This is a genomic window from Arthrobacter sp. GQ119 (assembly GCF_059759125.1).
In genome coordinates this window covers 15401-33081 of record NZ_JCAXEA010000003.1, presented here as the reverse complement: position 1 = coordinate 33081, position 17681 = coordinate 15401, and the positions used below count along the sequence as shown (strand labels likewise).

The 17681-nt window shown below is 67.4% G+C and carries 13 protein-coding genes and 1 riboswitch; of the genes, 10 read left to right on the top strand and 3 right to left on the bottom strand.

Translation table 11 applies throughout. From position 1 onward, the window contains the following. Nucleotides 1-40 precede the first annotated feature (40 nt). Both smc and ftsY read left to right on the top strand, forming a co-directional pair. Nucleotides 41-3643, top strand: a complete 3603-nt coding sequence (gene smc, locus AC6CH3_RS03675; protein WP_498131172.1) for a chromosome segregation protein SMC — start codon at nt 41-43, stop codon at nt 3641-3643. Between the two features lie 211 nt (nt 3644-3854). After that, a complete protein-coding gene (ftsY, locus tag AC6CH3_RS03670; RefSeq protein ID WP_498131171.1) occupies nt 3855-5066 on the top strand; it encodes a signal recognition particle-docking protein FtsY in 1212 nt (403 codons plus the stop codon). 66 nt (nt 5067-5132) lie between these two features. Here the strand turns inward: ftsY and AC6CH3_RS03665 are convergent, their stop codons facing one another. Then, on the bottom strand, nt 5133-6392 hold the full coding sequence (locus AC6CH3_RS03665; RefSeq protein ID WP_498131170.1) for an MFS transporter: 1260 nt from the start codon (nt 6390-6392) through the stop codon (nt 5133-5135). A gap of 250 nt (nt 6393-6642) precedes the next feature. Here AC6CH3_RS03665 and AC6CH3_RS03660 point away from each other — a divergent pair, with 250 nt between their 5' ends. Both AC6CH3_RS03660 and AC6CH3_RS03655 read left to right on the top strand, forming a co-directional pair. Next, on the top strand, nt 6643-8007 hold the full coding sequence (locus tag AC6CH3_RS03660; RefSeq protein WP_498131169.1) for an ammonium transporter: 1365 nt from the start codon (nt 6643-6645) through the stop codon (nt 8005-8007). Beyond that, the gene (locus AC6CH3_RS03655) at nt 8004-8342 is read left to right on the top strand and encodes a P-II family nitrogen regulator (RefSeq protein WP_498131168.1); all 339 of its coding nucleotides are present in this window, start codon (nt 8004-8006) and stop codon (nt 8340-8342) included. The genes AC6CH3_RS03660 and AC6CH3_RS03655 overlap by 4 nt, the downstream gene beginning before the upstream one ends. A 137-nt stretch (nt 8343-8479) precedes the next feature. On the opposite strand, the gene AC6CH3_RS03650 is transcribed toward AC6CH3_RS03655, so the two are convergent. Then, a complete protein-coding gene (locus AC6CH3_RS03650; RefSeq protein WP_498131167.1) occupies nt 8480-9883 on the bottom strand; it encodes a glucose-6-phosphate dehydrogenase in 1404 nt (467 codons plus the stop codon). Between the two features lie 143 nt (nt 9884-10026). Here AC6CH3_RS03650 and ffh point away from each other — a divergent pair, with 143 nt between their 5' ends. Continuing rightward, nucleotides 10027-11604, top strand: coding sequence for a signal recognition particle protein (ffh, locus tag AC6CH3_RS03645; protein WP_494034271.1), 1578 nt, complete (start codon nt 10027-10029; stop codon nt 11602-11604). Between the two features lie 52 nt (nt 11605-11656). Further along, on the top strand, nt 11657-12391 hold the full coding sequence (locus AC6CH3_RS03640; RefSeq protein WP_498131166.1) for an alpha/beta fold hydrolase: 735 nt from the start codon (nt 11657-11659) through the stop codon (nt 12389-12391). Nucleotides 12392-12480: 89 nt separating this feature from the next. Here the strand turns inward: AC6CH3_RS03640 and thiC are convergent, their stop codons facing one another. Further along, nucleotides 12481-14328 (bottom strand): phosphomethylpyrimidine synthase ThiC, encoded by a 1848-nt coding sequence (gene thiC, locus AC6CH3_RS03635; protein ID WP_498131165.1) that lies wholly within the window; start codon nt 14326-14328, stop codon nt 12481-12483. Beyond that, nucleotides 14323-14430: riboswitch (TPP riboswitch) on the bottom strand. (Overlaps the previous gene by 6 nt.) Before the next feature lie 62 nt (nt 14431-14492). On the opposite strand from thiC, the gene AC6CH3_RS03630 reads away from it, so the two are divergent. The 4 genes from AC6CH3_RS03630 to rpsP all read left to right on the top strand — a co-directional run bounded on the left by AC6CH3_RS03630 (nt 14493) and on the right by rpsP (nt 17681). Continuing rightward, nucleotides 14493-15581, top strand: a complete 1089-nt coding sequence (locus tag AC6CH3_RS03630; RefSeq protein WP_498131164.1) for an amidohydrolase family protein — start codon at nt 14493-14495, stop codon at nt 15579-15581. Nucleotides 15582-15653: 72 nt separating this feature from the next. Next, entirely contained in the window at nt 15654-16529 is an 876-nt protein-coding gene (locus AC6CH3_RS03625; RefSeq protein WP_498131163.1) for a VOC family protein, read from the top strand. 110 nt (nt 16530-16639) lie between these two features. Then, nucleotides 16640-17077 (top strand): hypothetical protein, encoded by a 438-nt coding sequence (locus AC6CH3_RS03620; protein ID WP_498131162.1) that lies wholly within the window; start codon nt 16640-16642, stop codon nt 17075-17077. A gap of 193 nt (nt 17078-17270) precedes the next feature. Further along, nucleotides 17271-17681: a 30S ribosomal protein S16 gene (rpsP, locus tag AC6CH3_RS03615; protein WP_056632653.1), complete on the top strand. Its 411-nt coding sequence runs from the start codon at nt 17271-17273 to the stop codon at nt 17679-17681.

Sequence of the window (17681 nt, the reverse complement as noted above, 5' to 3'; positions counted from 1 at the left end):
GAACGCAGCCGCTGCCGCCATTCAGGAGATCCGAAACACCTTGCACCTCAAAAGTCTGACCGTCAGGGGCTTCAAGTCGTTTGCCTCGGCGACGACCTTCGACTTTGAGCCCGGCGTCACCGCGGTGGTGGGGCCCAACGGCTCGGGCAAGTCCAACGTGGTCGATGCCCTGTCCTGGGTCATGGGCGAGCAGGGAGCCAAGACCCTCCGCGGCGGCAAGATGGAAGACGTCATCTTCGCCGGCACCTCCGGCCGGCCGCCCTTGGGACGGGCGCACGTCTCTCTGACCATCGACAACGCGGACGGGGCGCTGCCCATTGAATACAGCGAAGTGACGATCTCCCGGACCCTGTTCCGCACGGGGGGTTCCGAGTACGCCATCAACGGGGCCGCGTGCCGCCTGCTGGATATCCAGGAGTTGCTCTCGGATTCGGGCCTGGGACGGGAAATGCACGTCATCGTAGGCCAGGGCCAGCTGGACAAGGTACTGCACGCCACGCCCGAGGACCGCCGGGGGTTCATAGAGGAAGCCGCAGGCATCCTCAAGCACCGCCGGCGGAAGGAAAAGACCGTCCGCAAGCTGGAGGCCATGCAGGCCAATCTTCAAAGGCTCAGCGACCTCACCGGGGAAATCCGGCGGCAGCTCACGCCGCTGGGCAAACAGGCCGAGATTGCACGGCGTGCCCAGACAGTGCAGTTCGAGGTCCGGGACGCCCGGGCACGGCTGCTTGCCGACGACCTCGTCCAGCTCCGCACCAACCTGGCGCAGGAAGTTGCCGACGAAACCGCGCTGAAAGCCCGGCGGGCCGTCGTCGAACGGGATCTCGAGGCCGGGCGCCAGCGCCAGGCGACGCTGGAACAGCTTGCCGCTGCTGCCACGCCCCGGCTGAACGCGGCGCGGGATACGTGGTACCAGCTCTCGGCGGGACGCGAACGGCTGCGGTCCCTCGGATCACTGGCGCAGGAACGGTGCCGGCTGCTGGGCTCGGCGGACGCCGCACCCGAGCCGGGCCGGGACCCGGACCAGCTGGAGCGGCAGGCGGCCCGCGTCCGGGCCGAACAGGCGGAACTCGAACAGCTCATCGTCGGCAGACGCACTGCCCTGGAGGCAGCCAGCGCCGCAAAAAGCGAGGCCGAAAATGCCGCGGCCGCCGAGGAACAGCGTCTCACAGCCGCCCTCCGGGCTGCAGCCGACCGGCGCGAAGGCCTGGCGCGGCTGGCAGGCCAGGTTGCGGCGGCGAGATCGAGGGTCGAATCGGCGCAGGCCGAAGTGGGCCGGCTGCGCGAATCCCAGGCAGCCGGCGAGGAGCGCAGGAAGCAGGCCCAGTCAGAATTCACGGCACTGGAATCCCAGGTCGCCGGTGTAGAGGACGGCGAAGAGTCCCTGGACGCGGAGTACGAGGACGCCAGCGCCACGCTGGACGCAGTCCTGGCAGAGATCGACTCCCTGCGGAGCGCCGAGCGCGAGGCACTGCGGGAACGCGATGCGCTGAAGGCCCGGCACGATGCCCTCATCCTGGGCCTGAACCGCAAGGACGGTTCCGAACACGCCCTCGGGGCTGGCCTGCCCGGCATCGTCGGGCCCTTGGCATCCGAGCTGACGGTAACGCCCGGTTATGAGGCCGCCATTGCCGCCGCTCTCGGCAGCGCCTCAGATGCCGTGGTGGTCCACGACGCCGGAGCCGCCGCCGCTGTGCTGCAGCTCCTGAAGGACGACGACGCCGGCCGCGCGACGCTGCTGCTGGAAGCCCGGCCGGAGCCGGCCGGACCGTTGGCGGCAGCTTCCGGGACAACGGAAGCGGCTCTGCCTGACGGTGCCCGCTGGGCTCTGGAACTGGTGTCTGCCACGGGCCCCGCAGGGGCCGCAGTGCAGCAGCTGCTTCAGGGGACCGCCGTCGTCGAGGACCTGGATGCAGCCGCCGCCCTGATCGCCGGGCTGCCGGAGCTGACCGCAGTCACGACGGCGGGCGACGTCTTCACCGCCTTCACCGCCACCGGCGGCTCCGCAAAGGCGCCTTCCCTGCTCGAGGTGCAGGCCGCCGTCGACGACGCCGCGTCGCGGCTGGCATCGGTTACCGCCGGACTGGAACAAAACCGTTTCGCTCTGGCGGGAGCAGAATCGCGCCGGACCGAGGCGCAGGACCGGGCGGATGCGGCCCTCGAACGGCTCCACGACTCCGACGCGCGCCTTGCTGCGGTGGCCGAACGGCTGGGCCACCTGAATTCCGTGCTGCGCAGCGCAGTGGGGGAGAGCGACAGGCTGGCGGCGTCGCTGGCCCGGGCCGAAGCCAACGTCGTGACCGAACAGGAAGCCCTCACGGCGATCGCCGCGCGGCTCGCCGCCGCCCAGGAGGCGCCTGCCGAAGCTGAGCCGTCCACGGATGAGCGTGATGCGCTTGCCGCTGCCGCCGTCCTGGCGCGCTCCGCCGAGATGGATGCCCGGCTGTCGCTGCGCAGCGCCGAGGAGCAGCTGTCCGCCGTGCGCAACCGGGCCACCTCGCTGGAACGGGCTGCTGCATCCGAACGCCGGGCGCGGGAAGAAGCGGCCGAGCGGGCCCGCCGCCGCAGAATCCAGGCCCGGCGGGCTGCCGCCGTCGCAGAGGCTGTCGATCACATCATCCGGTTCTGTGACGCCTCCGTTGACCTGGCCGGCCTGGAGCGCGATATTGCCGAGCAAAACCGCGAGCAGCGCGACCGGGAACTGGCCGACGTCCGCACCGCCAATGACTCTCTGGCCCGGGAGCTCGCCGAACTGACCGACTCGGTGCACCGCGACGAGCTGGCGCGTACCCAGCAGAAACTCAGGATCGAGGCGATGGAGAACAAATCCGTCGAAGAGCTGGGGCTGACCGCCGACCAGCTCGTGGCGGACTACGGACCGGGCCGGCCGGTTCCGCTGCCCGCGGCCGGATCCACCGACAAATGGGCGGAACTCCGGACGCCCGTTGACGACGACGGCAAACCGCTCGTGGAGGGGAAGCCCTTTGTCCGTGAAGAGCAGGAAAAACGGCTGCGCAAGGCAGAACGGGACCTGGCGTCGCTGGGCAAGGTCAACCCGCTGGCGCTGGAGGAATTCGCGGCGCTGGAAGAGCGGCATCAGTTCCTGAGCGCCCAACTGGAAGACCTCAGGTCCAGCCGCAAGGACCTGCTGGACATCATCAAGGAAGTTGATGACCGTGTGCAGAAGGTCTTCGCGGAGGCGTTTGCGGACACTTCAGCGCAGTTCGTCCACGTCTTCTCGCGGCTGTTTCCGGGAGGTGAGGGCCGGCTCGTCCTCACCGACCCCAATGACATGCTGACAACCGGCATTGAGGTGGAGGCGCGGCCGGCAGGAAAAAAGATCAAGCGGCTCTCGCTGCTGTCGGGCGGCGAACGGTCCCTGACGGCGGTGGCCCTCCTCGTGGCGATCTTCAAGGCCCGGCCCTCACCCTTCTACGTCATGGACGAGGTGGAGGCGGCGCTGGACGACACCAACCTGGGACGCCTGATCACGATCTTTGAAGAGCTGCGCGAATCGAGCCAACTCATCGTTATCACCCACCAGAAACGCACCATGGAGGTTGCGGACGCCCTCTACGGGGTCACCATGCGGGGAGACGGCGTTTCCACCGTGATCAGCCAGCGCCTCGGAGCCGACGTCTAGGAGCGTGCTGGAGCGCCCGCCGCCGCGGCGGTAATCTTTGCGCATGTCTTCCCACCCTCTTCGCCACGCCATGTCCCGCATGGGCGGGCGTGACCGGCACGAAAAGCACCGCACGGCCATCCAAGGCCCGGTGTAGCCCAGCGCCCTCCCGGCGCACGGGCACTTCGGGCACGCCCGCGGGGCCGGCGGCTGTTGTGAGAAGCTAGGGAGTGTGAACGAACTCCTTCCAATTCTTCTGCCCATTCTTGCTGCCCTGGTGGTCGTTGGCGCGCTGGTCCCGGTGCTGCTCAAGGCACGGAAGTCCGGGAAGCAGTACCCCGGAACCCGAGACGCCAACGATCCTGTGCTGCCGCCAGGAGGCGGAGGGACCCTCCTAGAGGACCGCCCCGTTGCGGCGCCGCCGGCACGGAAAGCGCCCGACGGCGCAGACCTCGAAGGCCCGGTAACCGAGGTTCCCGACGACGTCGCCGGCCTGGAAACCATTGCGGTCGAAACCCCGCTGCCCGTTGAAGGGCGACTCACGCGCCTCCGCGAGCGCCTCGTCAAGTCGAACAATGTCCTGGGAAAGGGCCTCCTCGCCCTGCTTTCCAGCGACAAGATCGACGAGGACGTCTGGGACGAAGTGGAGGAGACACTGCTCCTGGCCGACCTCGGCACCGAACCTACCATGCAGCTGGTGGATGCCCTCCGCGAGCGGGTGAAGGTCCTGGGAACGCGCACGCCCGAGCAGGTGAAGGCACTCCTCCGCGAGGAGCTGATCAAGCTCGTTGACCCCACAATGGACCGCAGCCTCCGAATCGAACGACACGGCGGCAAGCCCGCCGTGATGATGGTGGTCGGCGTCAACGGCGTCGGAAAGACCACCACCGTCGGCAAGCTGGCCCGCGTTCTCGTCGCGGAAGACAAGGACGTCCTGCTGGGCGCCGCGGACACCTTCCGCGCGGCCGCCGCTGAGCAGCTGGCCACGTGGGGCCAGCGCGTGGGCGTTCCGACCGTAAAGTCCGACGTCGACGGCGCGGACCCGGCGTCGGTCGCCTACGAGGCGGTCAAGGCAGGCATCGACCAGGAAGTCGACGTCGTCATGGTCGACACCGCCGGGCGCCTGCAGAACAAGGTGGGCCTCATGGACGAGCTTGGCAAGGTCAAGCGCGTCATCGAGAAGCTCGCCGAGGTTGACGAGGTGCTCCTCGTGCTCGACGCCACGACGGGCCAGAACGGGCTCAACCAGGCCCGGGTGTTCTCTGAGGTCGTGAACATCACCGGCATCGTCCTCACCAAACTGGACGGCACGGCCAAGGGCGGCATCGTCGTCGCCATCCAGAAGACCCTCGGCGTGCCCGTCAAGCTCATCGGACTCGGCGAGGGCGCGGACGACCTGGCACCCTTCGAAACCGAGGGATTCGTCGACGCGCTGCTGAACTAGCCGCAGTCACCCAACTGACCCGCAGTTGTCGCCGTTGCAAGCTCCCAGAACGGTCACAACTGCGGGTCAGTCGGCTTGCGGCGCATCCGAGGGGTGCCGTGCCGCCGTCTCGCGCGCCAGCATCCACGCGAGAGCCGCCAGCAACAGCACCCCGCCCGTGGCCGCGAAGGCCCAGCCGTACCCGAATGCGTCCGCCAGAAGCCCGGCAAACACCGGCCCGAGGATGGCTCCAATGTCGGCCGTCATCTGGTAGGCGGCGAGCACCCGGCCGCCGGACCGTTCGCGCCCGATCACATCGGCCACAGCTGCCTGCTGCGCAGGGCCAAGCAGTCCGGCGCCCACGCCGGCAAGCATCGAGGCGGCAAGGAACCAGCCCAGACCCTGCGTGAGTCCTATCCCGCCCGTTGCCGTGCCGGTGACCACGAGCCCGGCAATCATCAGCGGCTTGCGGCCAAGACTGTCAGCCAGCCTCCCCGAGAAGGTGAGGGCAACGGCGTTTCCGGCGGCAAAGACCGCCAAGGCCCAGCCAGCCGCCTCCGGGCCGGCACCGAGGGCCGCGACGGCGAACAGGGGAACCGTTGCCATCCGCACGCCAAAGGTGGCCCAGCCGTTGGCGAAACTCGAGAACAGCGACGCGCGGTAGGCGCTGTCAGCAAGGGCCTCGCCAAATGTCATGGCCGGCGCGGCTGAGCCGTCCTTGCCTCCGGTACCCGGCACGTGGCTCAGTTGCGTCTGCACGACCAGCGCCGCGAGGACCAGGGCACCGGCGTAGGCGAGGAACGGAACCCGCAGCCCGAACCCGGCCAGCATGCCCCCCACGATCGGCCCGCAGACGTTGCCGATCAGGAACGCGGAGGCATAGGCTCCCGAAACCCTGCCGCGGCTTTCCGGAGGGGCCAGCCTGATCACCAGTGCCATAGACGCGACCGTGAACATGACGGAGCCGGCACCGCCCAGGCCCCGGAAGATCAGCAGTTGCCAGTAGTCCTGGGCGAAGGCGCAGGCAGCGGTGGAGGCGGCAACAATCAGCAGGCCCGTCACGTAGACCGGTCGCTCGCCCAGCCGCCCGATCAGCACCCCGCCCGCGGGGGCGAACAGCAGCCGCATGAACGCGAAGATGCTGACGATCACTGCGGCTGCGGTAGCGCCGACGTCGAAAGTGGTGGCGAACTGGGGGAGCACCGGCGCCACCAGCCCGAACCCGAGGGCGATAAGGAACGCCGCGACGAGCATCACCTTGATGTCACGGGGCAGCCGGGCATCTCCGGTGCGCCTGAAAGCCGGGAACCGCAGTCTTCCGGGGGCGGGACGGGGGCGTGGCGTCATGAAGAGGAGATCCTTGGACAGCGGGCGGAAAACGAGGCATGGGAAGCGTGAAACATAACCGTAACAAGCCAGATATGCACCATTTACTTCCGGGAGGTTCTTGTAACAGACCGGCAATCTAAATCCTCCGCCAGCGAAACACACCGGAGCAAAACTTTATGGAGGACGCAAAAGGCGTTGGCCAAGGGGATATCTCCGTTGGCCAAGGGGATATCTCTCCGCAGCATCGATCATAGGGAGGACGTGCACCATGGAACTTACCGCAGGTCACGTATGGCTCATGGTGGCGGCGGCACTCGTGCTGTTCATGACACCAGGTCTGGCATTTTTTTATGGCGGCATGACGCGCGCCAAAGCAGCACTGAACATGATGATGATGAGCTTCATCTCAATCGGCATCGTGAGCGTTGTGTGGGTACTCTGGGGCTACTCCATGACGGGCGGTGACGGCTTCCTGCAGATGGTCGGGAACCCGTTCGCCAACTTCGGCCTTGAAGGCATCACGGAACCGGACGGCCTCCTTCTTGTCGGCTACGGAGCAACGTTCGCCATCATTACCGTGGCCCTGATCAGCGGAGCCATCGCGGACCGCGCCAAGTTTGGCGCCTGGACCGTGTTCGTGCCCGTCTGGGTGACGCTGGTCTACTGCCCGCTGGCCTACATGGTCTGGGGTGGCGGCCTCTTCGGTGAGGAAGGCGCAATCGGCCAGGCGCTTGGCCCGGCCATCGACTTCGCCGGCGGCACCGTGGTCCACATCAACGCCGGCGTGGCGGCTCTGATCCTCGTCCTGATCATCGGCAACCGCAAGGGCTTCGGCAAGGACCCGAACCACCGCCCGCACAACATCCCCTTCGTGATGCTCGGGGCTGCCATCCTGTGGTTTGGCTGGTTCGGCTTCAACGGCGGCCTGGCCGCTTCCGCTGAGCAGGGCGGCCTGATCTGGGTCAACACCCTTGCAGCACCTGCCGCCGCCATGATCGGCTGGCTCATCACGGAACGAATTCGTGACGGACACCCCACCTCCCTGGGCGCTGCATCCGGTGTTGTAGCCGGCCTTGTTGCAATTACCCCGGCCTGTGCAAACGTCAGCCCGGTTGGTGCCCTCGGACTCGGCCTCGTAGCCGGTGCCGCATCTGCCCTGGCCGTCGGCCTCAAGTTCCGCTGGGGCTTCGATGACTCCCTGGACGTTGTGGGCGTGCACCTCGTGTCCGGCATCATCGGCACCGTGGCCCTGGGCTTCATCGCAACGCCCGTTGACGGCGTCGGCGGCGGCCTCTTCTACGGCGGCGGCCTGACCCAGCTCTGGGCACAGCTCGCGGCGGCCGGAATCGCCATCGCATACTCGGCCATCCTGACGCTCCTGATCGCACTGGCCATCCACAAGACCATGGGCTTCCGTGTCTCCCAGGAACAGGAAGCGGTGGGTGTGGACCTCAGCCTGCACGCCGAGACCGCCTACGAGTTCGGTGTCGGCGGCCAAGGGGGCAGCTTCCAGCCGCTGCATGAACTGATCAAGGGCAATGCCCCGACCAGCGGTACGGATGCCGTTCCCGCTGCAGGAACCGCAGAGCAGAAGTCCGATTCAGCATCAGGTAAGGAAAGCGTGGGGGCATGAAACTGATTACAGCAATCGTCCGACCGGAGAAGCTCGAATCCATCCGGGAAGGCCTGGAGGCCTACGGGGTCCAGGGCCTGACGGTCAGTGCAGCCAGCGGCTACGGCCGGCAGCGGGGGTACACCGAGGTCTACCGGGGTGCCGAGTACAACGTGGACCTGCTGCCCAAGATCCGCGTGGAGGTCCTGGCCACGGACGAACAGGCTGACGACATCCTCGACGTCATCATCGCCAGTTCCAACACCGGCCGCGCAGGCGACGGCAAGGTCTGGACCATCGATGTCTTTGAAGCAGTGCGGGTGCGGACAGGTGAACGCGGCGTAGCCGCCATCTGACAACGCAACCCGGCAGCCAGAGGCAACACCGAAAGGGCCGGTCACCATCGGGTGACCGGCCCTTTCGCGCGCCTGGAGCGGGCCGGCCTGGAGCGGGCCGGCCCGGAGCCGAGCCGGCCCGGCTGGGTGGCCCGGAGTCAGCCGGCCCGGGCCGGACCGGACCAGCCCCCGGGACCGGACGTGCCGGCGTCGTACGTTTCGAGCGGGACGTCATCCCCTGCCCAGGCTTGGAGCACCGGCTCAACGACGCGCCAGCACTCCTCCGCAGTGTCCCCGCGGACGGACAGCAGGGGGTCGCCGGTCAGGACGCCCTCCAGCACTTCCCCGTAGGGGAGCAGCTCGGAGGCATTCAGTTCTGCAAGGAGCGTGGTGCGGTCCAGACTGAAGATGTTCCCGGGGCCGTTGACGTCGACGTCGAGCTCCAGCGTGTCCGGCCCGAAACCGATCCTGAGCTTGTTCGGGGCGTCGACGCCGGTGAATCCTCCGGGCAGGTGGGGGACCGGCCGGAACGTGACCACCGCTTCCTTGCGTTTTTCCCCGAGGGCCTTGCCCGAGCGCAGAATGAACGGCACTCCCTTCCAGCGCCAATTGTCGATGTCGACCCGGACCTCGGCGAGCGTTTCCGTGTTCCTGCCCGGGTCCACGCCCTCTTCCCTGACGTAGTCGGGAACCTGCCTGCCGTTCAGGCTGCCGGCAGTGTAGCGGGCCCGCCGCGTGCTGGCCCGGTACGGGGCCTTGACGCTGCTGGCGCGGAGCACGGCCGTCACGGCGTCCCGGAGATCGCGCTCGCGGATCGTGGCCGGCGCTTCGATGGCCATCAGCGCCATGATCTGCAGGAGGTGGCTTTGGATCATGTCCCGCAGCGCTCCGGCACCGTCGTAATAGCGGGCACGCCCTTCGAGGGCCAGGTCCTCGTCGAAGATGATCTCCACTTTTTCTATGTGCCCGCGGTTCCAGACAGGCTCCAGGAAGTTGTTGGCGAAGCGGAGTCCCAGGATGTTCAGGACGGTGGCCTTGCCCAGGAAATGGTCCACACGGTGGATGTGATCTTCCGGAACGAGGGTCAGGAGCGTGCGGTTCAGTTCGCGCGCCGACTCTTCGCCCGAGCCGAAGGGCTTCTCCATGACCAGGCGGGTACCGGCCGGGACTTGGCCGGGCTGCAGGATCTCGCAGGCTTTCTGGCTCACGTGCGGCGGCAGCGCGAAGTACACTGCCACGGGGCCTTCCAGACCGGCCAGCAGGGAAGCCAGCGGGCCATCGGCCGTAACGTCGAGCTGGTGGTAAGCGGTGGATTCTTTGAGCGCAGAGAGGGCCTTTTTTCCGGCGTCATCGGCCGCACCGGCGGCCTCGGCGAAGGCCGTGTGGACGCGGTCCCGCCACTGCTCCTGCGGCCACGGATCGGAACCTGCCCCTGCGAGCCGAAGGCCGTCCGCCCGGCCGGTGGCCACCAGGCGGGCCAGTCCGGGGAGCAGGAGCCGTCCTGTCAGGTCACCGGAAGCACCGAGGATGAGCAGGGTTTTTACAGTTGTTTGGCTCGTCACTGTGCCAGCATGCCATCTTGGAGGCCCGTCTTGGTACCCTAGATAGTTGAGTCCCGTCGTCGACGCAGCTGGCAACAGCAGCCGAGACGCTGGTGTGCCGCAGGGCCGCCATCCGTACATCCACTGAAAGAAGTGCACGGCGCGTGTTCAATTCACTCTCTGACCGGTTGACAGCAACCTTCAAGAATCTCCGTGGCAAGGGCCGCCTCACCGAGGCAGATGTCGACGCCACAGTCCGTGAGATCCGGCGGGCCCTGCTGGACGCCGACGTTGCCGTGCCCGTGGTCCGTGAATTCACCGGCCAGGTCCGTGAACGCGCCCTCGGCGCCGAGGTCTCCGGTGCACTGAACCCCAGCCAGCAGATCGTGAAGATCGTCAACGAGGAACTCGTTGAAATCCTCGGCGGCGAGACCCGGCGCATCCGGCTGGCGAAGACCGGGCCCACGATTATCATGCTCGCCGGCCTCCAGGGTGCCGGCAAGACCACCCTCGCGGGCAAGCTCGCCAAATGGCTGAAGGGGCAGGGCCACAGCCCCATCCTCGTGGCCTGCGACCTTCAGCGCCCCAACGCCGTGACGCAGCTGCAGGTCGTCGGCAAGCGCGCCGGCGTCCCCGTCTTCGCCCCGCACCCCGGCGCCACCTCCGAGCTGGAGCACCCGGCCGGCGACCCGGTCGCCGTCGCCCGCGCCGGTGTCGAAGAGGCCCGCCAGAAGCTGCACGACGTCGTCATCGTCGACACCGCCGGACGTCTCGGCGTGGACGCCGACATGATGGAACAGGCGCGCCAGATCCGCCGGGCCATCGTCCCCAACGAAGTCCTCTTCGTGATCGACGCCATGATCGGCCAGGACGCCGTGAACACGGCAATGGCCTTCGACGAGGGCGTCAACTTCACCGGCGTCGTACTGTCAAAGCTCGACGGCGATGCACGCGGCGGCGCCGCGCTGTCCGTTGCGTCGGTCACCGGAAAGCCCGTGATGTTCGCGTCCACCGGCGAGGGCGTGGACGACTTCGAAATGTTCCACCCGGACCGCATGGCGTCCCGCATCCTCGACATGGGCGACGTCCTGACCCTGATCGAGCAGGCCGAGAAGTCCTGGGACAAGGACGAAGCTGCCCGGATGGCGAAGAAGTTCGCCGACCAGGAAGACTTCACCCTGGACGACTTCCTCGCGCAGATGCAGCAGATCCGCAACATGGGCTCCATGAAGAAAATGCTCATGATGATGCCCGGTGCCCAGAACATCCGCCAGCAGCTGGAGCAGTTCGACGAACGCGAAATCGACCGGGTCGAGGCGATCGTCCGTTCCATGACCCCGCACGAGCGGCTGGCCCCCAAGATCATCAACGGTTCACGCCGCGCCCGCATCGCCAAGGGTTCCGGCGTGCACGTCTCCGAGGTCAACGGCCTGCTCGAGCGCTTTGGCCAAGCCCAGAAGATGATGAAGAAGATGGCCCAGGGCGGCGGCATGCCGGGAATGCCCGGAATGCCGGGCATGGGCGGCGGCGGGCCCCGCAAGGGTGCCAAGAGCGCACCCAAGAAGAAGGCCCGCTCGGGTAACCCCGCCAAGGCAGCCCAGGAGCTCCGGGAGGCGGAGGCCCGGCGCGCCAACGCAGCCAAGGCCCTGCCCACGGGTGCGTCCTTCGGCCAGCAGGGCGGCGACTTCGATCCGTCCCAGCTGAACCTTCCCAAGGGCTTCGACAAGTTCCTCGGCAAGTAGCGGAACCATGTCTGCCTGCTCGGATGCCGGACCGCTGCCATAAGGTTGGGTCATGTTTAAGCAGCGGGTAGTGTTCGTCCACGGCGCGGGGAGTTTCGGCTCCGCCGCCTGGCCGCGCCAGCACGGCATGGCCCTGCAGTATGACGCCCTCTTCCTGCGGCGGCACGGGTATGATGCCGAAGCCGAGCCGCTGGAAACCGACTTCGCCGAGGACGCGCGGATCGTGCTGCGGTCGCTGGCAGACGACGGCCGCGGTGCCGCCGGTGGCCACATAGTGGCGCATGCCCAAGGCGCGATCGCGGCGATGATGGCCGCCGTCGAACGGCCCGACCTCGTGTTCTCGCTGACGCTCGTGGAGCCGGCCTGCCTGTCGCTGACTGCCGAATTGCCGGCCACGGCAGCCCACCGGGCGCTGATGGAGCCCCTTTTCGAGGTCCGGCACCAGCTCGGCGACGACGACTATGAGCGGGAGTATCTGCGGCGCGCCTTCGCCGCGGAAGGCCACGGTCCAAGCACCCCGGAGGCCCAGCGCGCCGCGAGGCGGTTGCGGCTGCAGGCACCTCCCTGGCATGCACCGCTGCAGATCGTCCCCGGCGTTCCCACGCTGGTCCTCACTGGCGGCTGGGAGCCCCTCTATGAGGAGATCGCCGGGTACCTGCGGGAAACCGGTGCCCTGCACCGCATTGCAGCGGGCGGGCACCGGCCCCACGACTCCGTGGAAGGCGACCGTCTTATCCGGTCGTTCATTGCCGAGGTCAGCCGGCGGCAGCAGCCGCGGGCGTCCTGACCAACGTTCCTTACCCGCACGGAGTGCACCGCAGGCCCGGTCCGGCGGGCCCCCAATGCCTGCCGGACCGGGCCCGATAGGGGTGGCCGTTACTGGCGGGCGGACTCGGGAAGCTTCAGCTCCGGCAGGTAAACCTTCCCGCCGGCGGCCAGGAACTCCTGGCTCTTCTCCCGCATCCCTTCGGCCATCTCGGCCAGCGCCGCCTGTGCTTCTGCGGAGCCATATTCGTTGCGGATGTCCTGGCTGATGCGCATGGAGCAGAACTTGGGCCCGCACATGGAGCAGAAATGCGCGGTCTTGGCCGGTTCTGCCGGCAGCGTCTCGTCGTGGAAGGCCTCAGCGGTCACCGGGTCCAGGGACAGGGCGAACTGGTCCCGCCAGCGGAACTCGAAGCGCGCCTTGGACAGGGCATCGTCCCTCTCATTCGCTCCCGGATGGCCCTTGGCGAGGTCGGCGGCGTGGGCGGCGATCTTGTACGTGATCACGCCCGTCTTGACGTCGTCCTTGTTCGGCAGGCCCAGGTGTTCCTTGGGCGTCACGTAACAGAGCATGGCGGTGCCGTAGCGGGCGATTTCCGTGGCGCCGATGGCCGAGGTGATGTGGTCGTAGCCGGGTGCCACGTCCGTGACGAGCGGGCCCAGGGTGTAGAACGGAGCGCCCTTGCACAGCTCCTGCTGGCGCTCCACGTTCTCCCGCACCAGGTGGAACGGGATATGGCCGGGACCTTCGACCATGACCTGCACGTCGTACTCCCAGGCCCGCTGGGTCAGTTCGGCCAGAGTGTCGAGTTCGGCGAACTGGGCGGCGTCGTTGGCGTCCGCGGTGGCCCCGGGGCGGAGGCCGTCTCCAAGTGAGAAGGCGACGTCGTACTTCGCGAAGATCTCGCACAGCTCGTCAAAGTGCGTGTACAGGAAGTTCTCCTGGTGGTGCGCCAGGCACCAGCCGGCCATGATCGAGCCGCCGCGGGACACGATGCCGGTCACCCGGTTGGCCGTCAGGGGGACGTAGCGCAGCAGGACCCCGGCGTGGATGGTCATGTAGTCCACGCCCTGCTCGCACTGCTCGATCACAGTGTCACGGAAAATCTCCCAGGTGAGGGCGTTGGCCTCGCCGTTGACCTTCTCCAGCGCCTGGTAGATGGGAACCGTGCCGATGGGGACGGGCGAGTTGCGGATCAGCCACTCGCGGGTGGTGTGGATGTCATCGCCGGTGGAGAGGTCCATGACGGTGTCCGCGCCCCACTGGGTGGCCCACTGCAGCTTGTCCACCTCTTCGGCGATGGAACTTGTCACGGCCGAGTTGCCGATGTTGGCGTTGATCTTCACCAGGAATGCCTTGCCGATGATCATGGGCTCGGATTCGGGGTGGTTGATGTTGTTCGGGATGATGGCGCGCCCGGCCGCCACTTCGCTGCGGACCAGCTCAACGTCGCAGTTTTCCCGGAGTGCCACGAACCGCATCTCGGGGGTGATGACGCCCTGTCGGGCATAGTGCATCTGCGTGACCGTCTTACCGCCGACGGCGCGGCGTGGCACCGGCTGCGCGCCCTTCCACTCCGCGGACGCGGCGCCGCGGCGCACGGCCGACCGGCCGTCGTCGAGCAGGTTCCTTTCCCTGCCGCTGTAGGGCTCGGTGTCGCCGCGGGCTTCAATCCATTCCGCGCGGAACGGCGCGAGGCCCACCACGGGATCGCTGCCGGGTCCGGCCGTCCGGTAGACCCGCAACGGCTCGTTCTGCTCCCCGCTGGGTGACGGCTCCAGGGCGATTTCCGTGACCGGAACGCGGAGGCCGTCGCCCTCGATGTACGCCAGCGAATGCGACTTCAGGGACTGCGTGATATCCGCGCCTGCTCCGCCGGAGGCTGCTTCTTTTTGGGCAGCTTCATTTTGGGCCGCATCTTTTTGGGCAGGGATCAGCTCTGTTTTCTGGGTGCTCATGTACTGCTCACTTCCTTCGCCGGCATTACCCGGACAGGTTCAACGGTCGCAGGCTGCGCTAGCCCGATCTCAGCCCCTGCAGGGGCACCCGTGTGGTCGTAGACGAAGCTACCACAGGGCGGCTGGGCGGTGCCCGTCCACGCCTGATATGACAGGCTGGATCCATGGCGCGCATCATCGAATTCTCCGGCACAGTGCTCACCGGCCCGGATCAGGAACGGACCGGCCTGTGGGCTGTGGACGGCAAACTGACCTTTCAGCGTCCGGGCGGCATTCCGGACGTGGTCCTCGGCGGCTGGGTGCTGCCCGGCCTCGTGGACGCGCATTGCCACATCGGGCTGGGGCCGTCCGGCGCCGTGGACGACGACGTGGCCTACGCCCAGGCGATGACCGACCGCGATGCCGGCACCCTGCTTGTCCGGGACGCGGGAGTGGTCAGTGACACCCGATGGCTGCAGCGGCGCCCTGAGGCGCCGAGGATCATCCGTGCCGGACGGCACATTGCCCGGAGCCGACGGTACCTGAAGAATTTCGCCGTCGAGGTTGAGCCGGAGGACCTGGTGGAGGCGGTCCGGAAGCAGGCGCGTTCCGGGGACGGCTGGATCAAGCTGGTCGGGGATTGGATCGACCGTGACGCCGGCGACCTTGCCCCGTCATTCCCAGACGCTGCTGTCCGGGACGCGGTCAGCGCGGCACATGATGAAGGCGCAAGGGTCACGGCGCACTGCTTTGGCGAGGACGTCCTCGACCAGATGCTGGATGCCGGCATCGACTGCATTGAACACGCCACGGGGCTCCTGCCGCGGCACATCCCGCGGCTCGTGGAGCAGAACGTGCCGATCGTGCCGACACTGGTCAACATAGCGACGTTCCCGGAGATCGCCGCCCGGGCCGAGTCCAAGTTTCCCCGCTACGCGGCCCATATGCGGGCGCTGTGGGAGCGCCGGACCGAGCGGGTCCGGGACGCCTACGAGGCCGGGGTGGAGATTTTTGCGGGCTCTGATGCGGGCAGCGTGATCGGGCACGGCCGGATTTCGGACGAGATCCTGGCCCTCCACGGCGCGGGGCTTCCCGCCGCCGCCGCTTTGGATGCTGCGTGCTGGAGGGCCCGCCGGTGGCTGCGTGCGGACGGCCTGGCCGAGGGCGCGAGCGCCGATGTCGTGGTGTGTTCAGAGGACCCGCGGGAAGTGCCAGAAACCATAAGGCGGCTCCGGGCCGTGGTGTTGCGGGGAAGTGTCGTCCGCTCGGAATAAATTGAAGCTTCAAGTAATTTAGATAGGTAGAGACCATCGAAATCCGGTGGCCAGGGAGTCGGGAGCATTCGCATGACACCAGCAGCCAGCAGCCAGGATCTTCTTCCTGCCGATCTCACCATGGGCACCGTGATGCTCAAGGTCGGCGACATGAAGCTTATGACGGACTACTACCATCGGGCGCTCGGCCTCGACGTCGTAGCAGAGCAGGATGGCGGCCTCTACCTGGGGCGGCTGAACACGCCCCTGGTCCATCTGGCTCCCGCGCCCGGACTGAACATTCCGGGACGGGGCGAAGCCGGCCTCTTCCACACCGCGCTCCTCTTCGACGACCAGGCCGCCCTGGCCGCCACAGTCGCCACCGCCGCCCAGTATGAGCCCCGGTCGTTCACGGGCAGCGCCGACCACCTTGTCAGTGAGGCCTTCTACTTCAGCGACCCTGAGGGGAACGGCATCGAGCTCTACTGGGACCGCCCCCGCGAGTCGTGGTCCTGGGACGGCAAGAACGTGGTCATGGACAGCCTCGCCCTGCCGCCGCAGAAGTACCTGCAGGACCACCTGACCGAGGACGCGCTGGAGGGCCAGCGCGGCACGGAAGCCGGCGTGGGCCACGTGCACCTGCAGGTGGGTGACGTCCAGTCGGCCCATGACTTCTACGTCGGGACCCTGGGATTCGAAAAGACCGCAGGCTGGCACGGCCAGGCCCTGTTCGTCTCGGCCGGCGGCTACCACCATCACATGGCCATGAACGTCTGGAACAGCCGCGGCGCCGGACCGCGCCGGGACACACTCGGGCTGGGCGAAGTCCTCATCGAAGTCCCGGCAGGGGACGACGTCGGCGCGCTCGCCGACCGCCTGAAGGCCGCCGGCGTTGCTGCCCGCCACACGGGGGCGGAGTTGCGCTTCGAGGACCCGTGGCGCAACCGGATCCGCGTCGCCGTACGCTGAGCCGGTGCTCGCGATTCGGGGCGGGCCTGTGGGTTAGGCTGAACTCGAACATCCCGGGCGGCCTTTACCGCCGCCGGGTTCCCGCCGTCGACGGAACGAGGACGAATTCCATGGGTTTCACCGAAATCTTTGTTGCCACGCACAGTGACGCCCTCAAGCGCGCCGCCGACCTCGAGTCGGGCGCAGCCGCCCCCGCGGTCGGCGTCCGCATCCCGGGGATCAGCGACTTTGAAATCGAACAGCTCGGGGACCTCGCCGGAGCGGCTGTCCATGCGGCAGGCGCCGACTACGAACTGGCCATGGTGGACGTGGCCAGCGACTCGCTGCTCGGTGTGCCGCCGGCCATGGTCCGGGCGCTGGCGGAGCTGGTCAGCTACGAATCGGAGGGCGAGGGCAACGTCCTTGACGATGTCGCCGAGCGGTGGGCCGCCGAGGATGACATGCCGTTCGGGGCCGCCGAGGCGCGGAAATACGTCCAGCAGCTGGCCGAACTCGCCGAAAGCGTCGACGAGAACAGCCGCACGGGCCTCTACGTCTGGTCCTCCTGACCTGCCGCTTCAGGCCCCCGCCCGTGTCAAGTCGAAATCGGGCCGCTGATCTGGCACAATAAACAGGTACTCGATCTGCGTGGCCCCTCTCTCCGCGTCTGGATCCTGTCCTTTCGAACCCCCAAGTACGGCCCGCCCCACGGGTGCAGAAACGCGGGTTCAGCCCGTTTCAGAAACAGGAGTGACCACAAAAGTGGCCGTAAAGATTCGCCTTAAGCGCTTCGGCAAGATGCGCGCACCGTACTACCGCATCGTCGTCATGGACGCACGCTCCAAGCGTGACGGACGTGCCATCGAAGAAATCGGCAAGTACCACCCCACCGAGGAGCCCTCATACATCGAGGTCGACTCCGACCGTGCCCAGTACTGGCTCGGCGTCGGCGCACAGCCGTCCGAGCAGGTTGCCGCGATCCTCAAGGTCACCGGCGACTGGCAGAAGTTCAAGGGCCTCCCGGGCCAGGAAGGCACCTTGAAGACCAAGGTTGCCAAGGAAGCCTTCGTTGCCCCGGAAAAGGGTTCCGTGATCATCCCGGAAGCCATCACCAAGAAGGCCAAGGCAGAAGCTCCCGCCGAGGCTGAAGCAGAGACCACCGAGGCTGAGTAA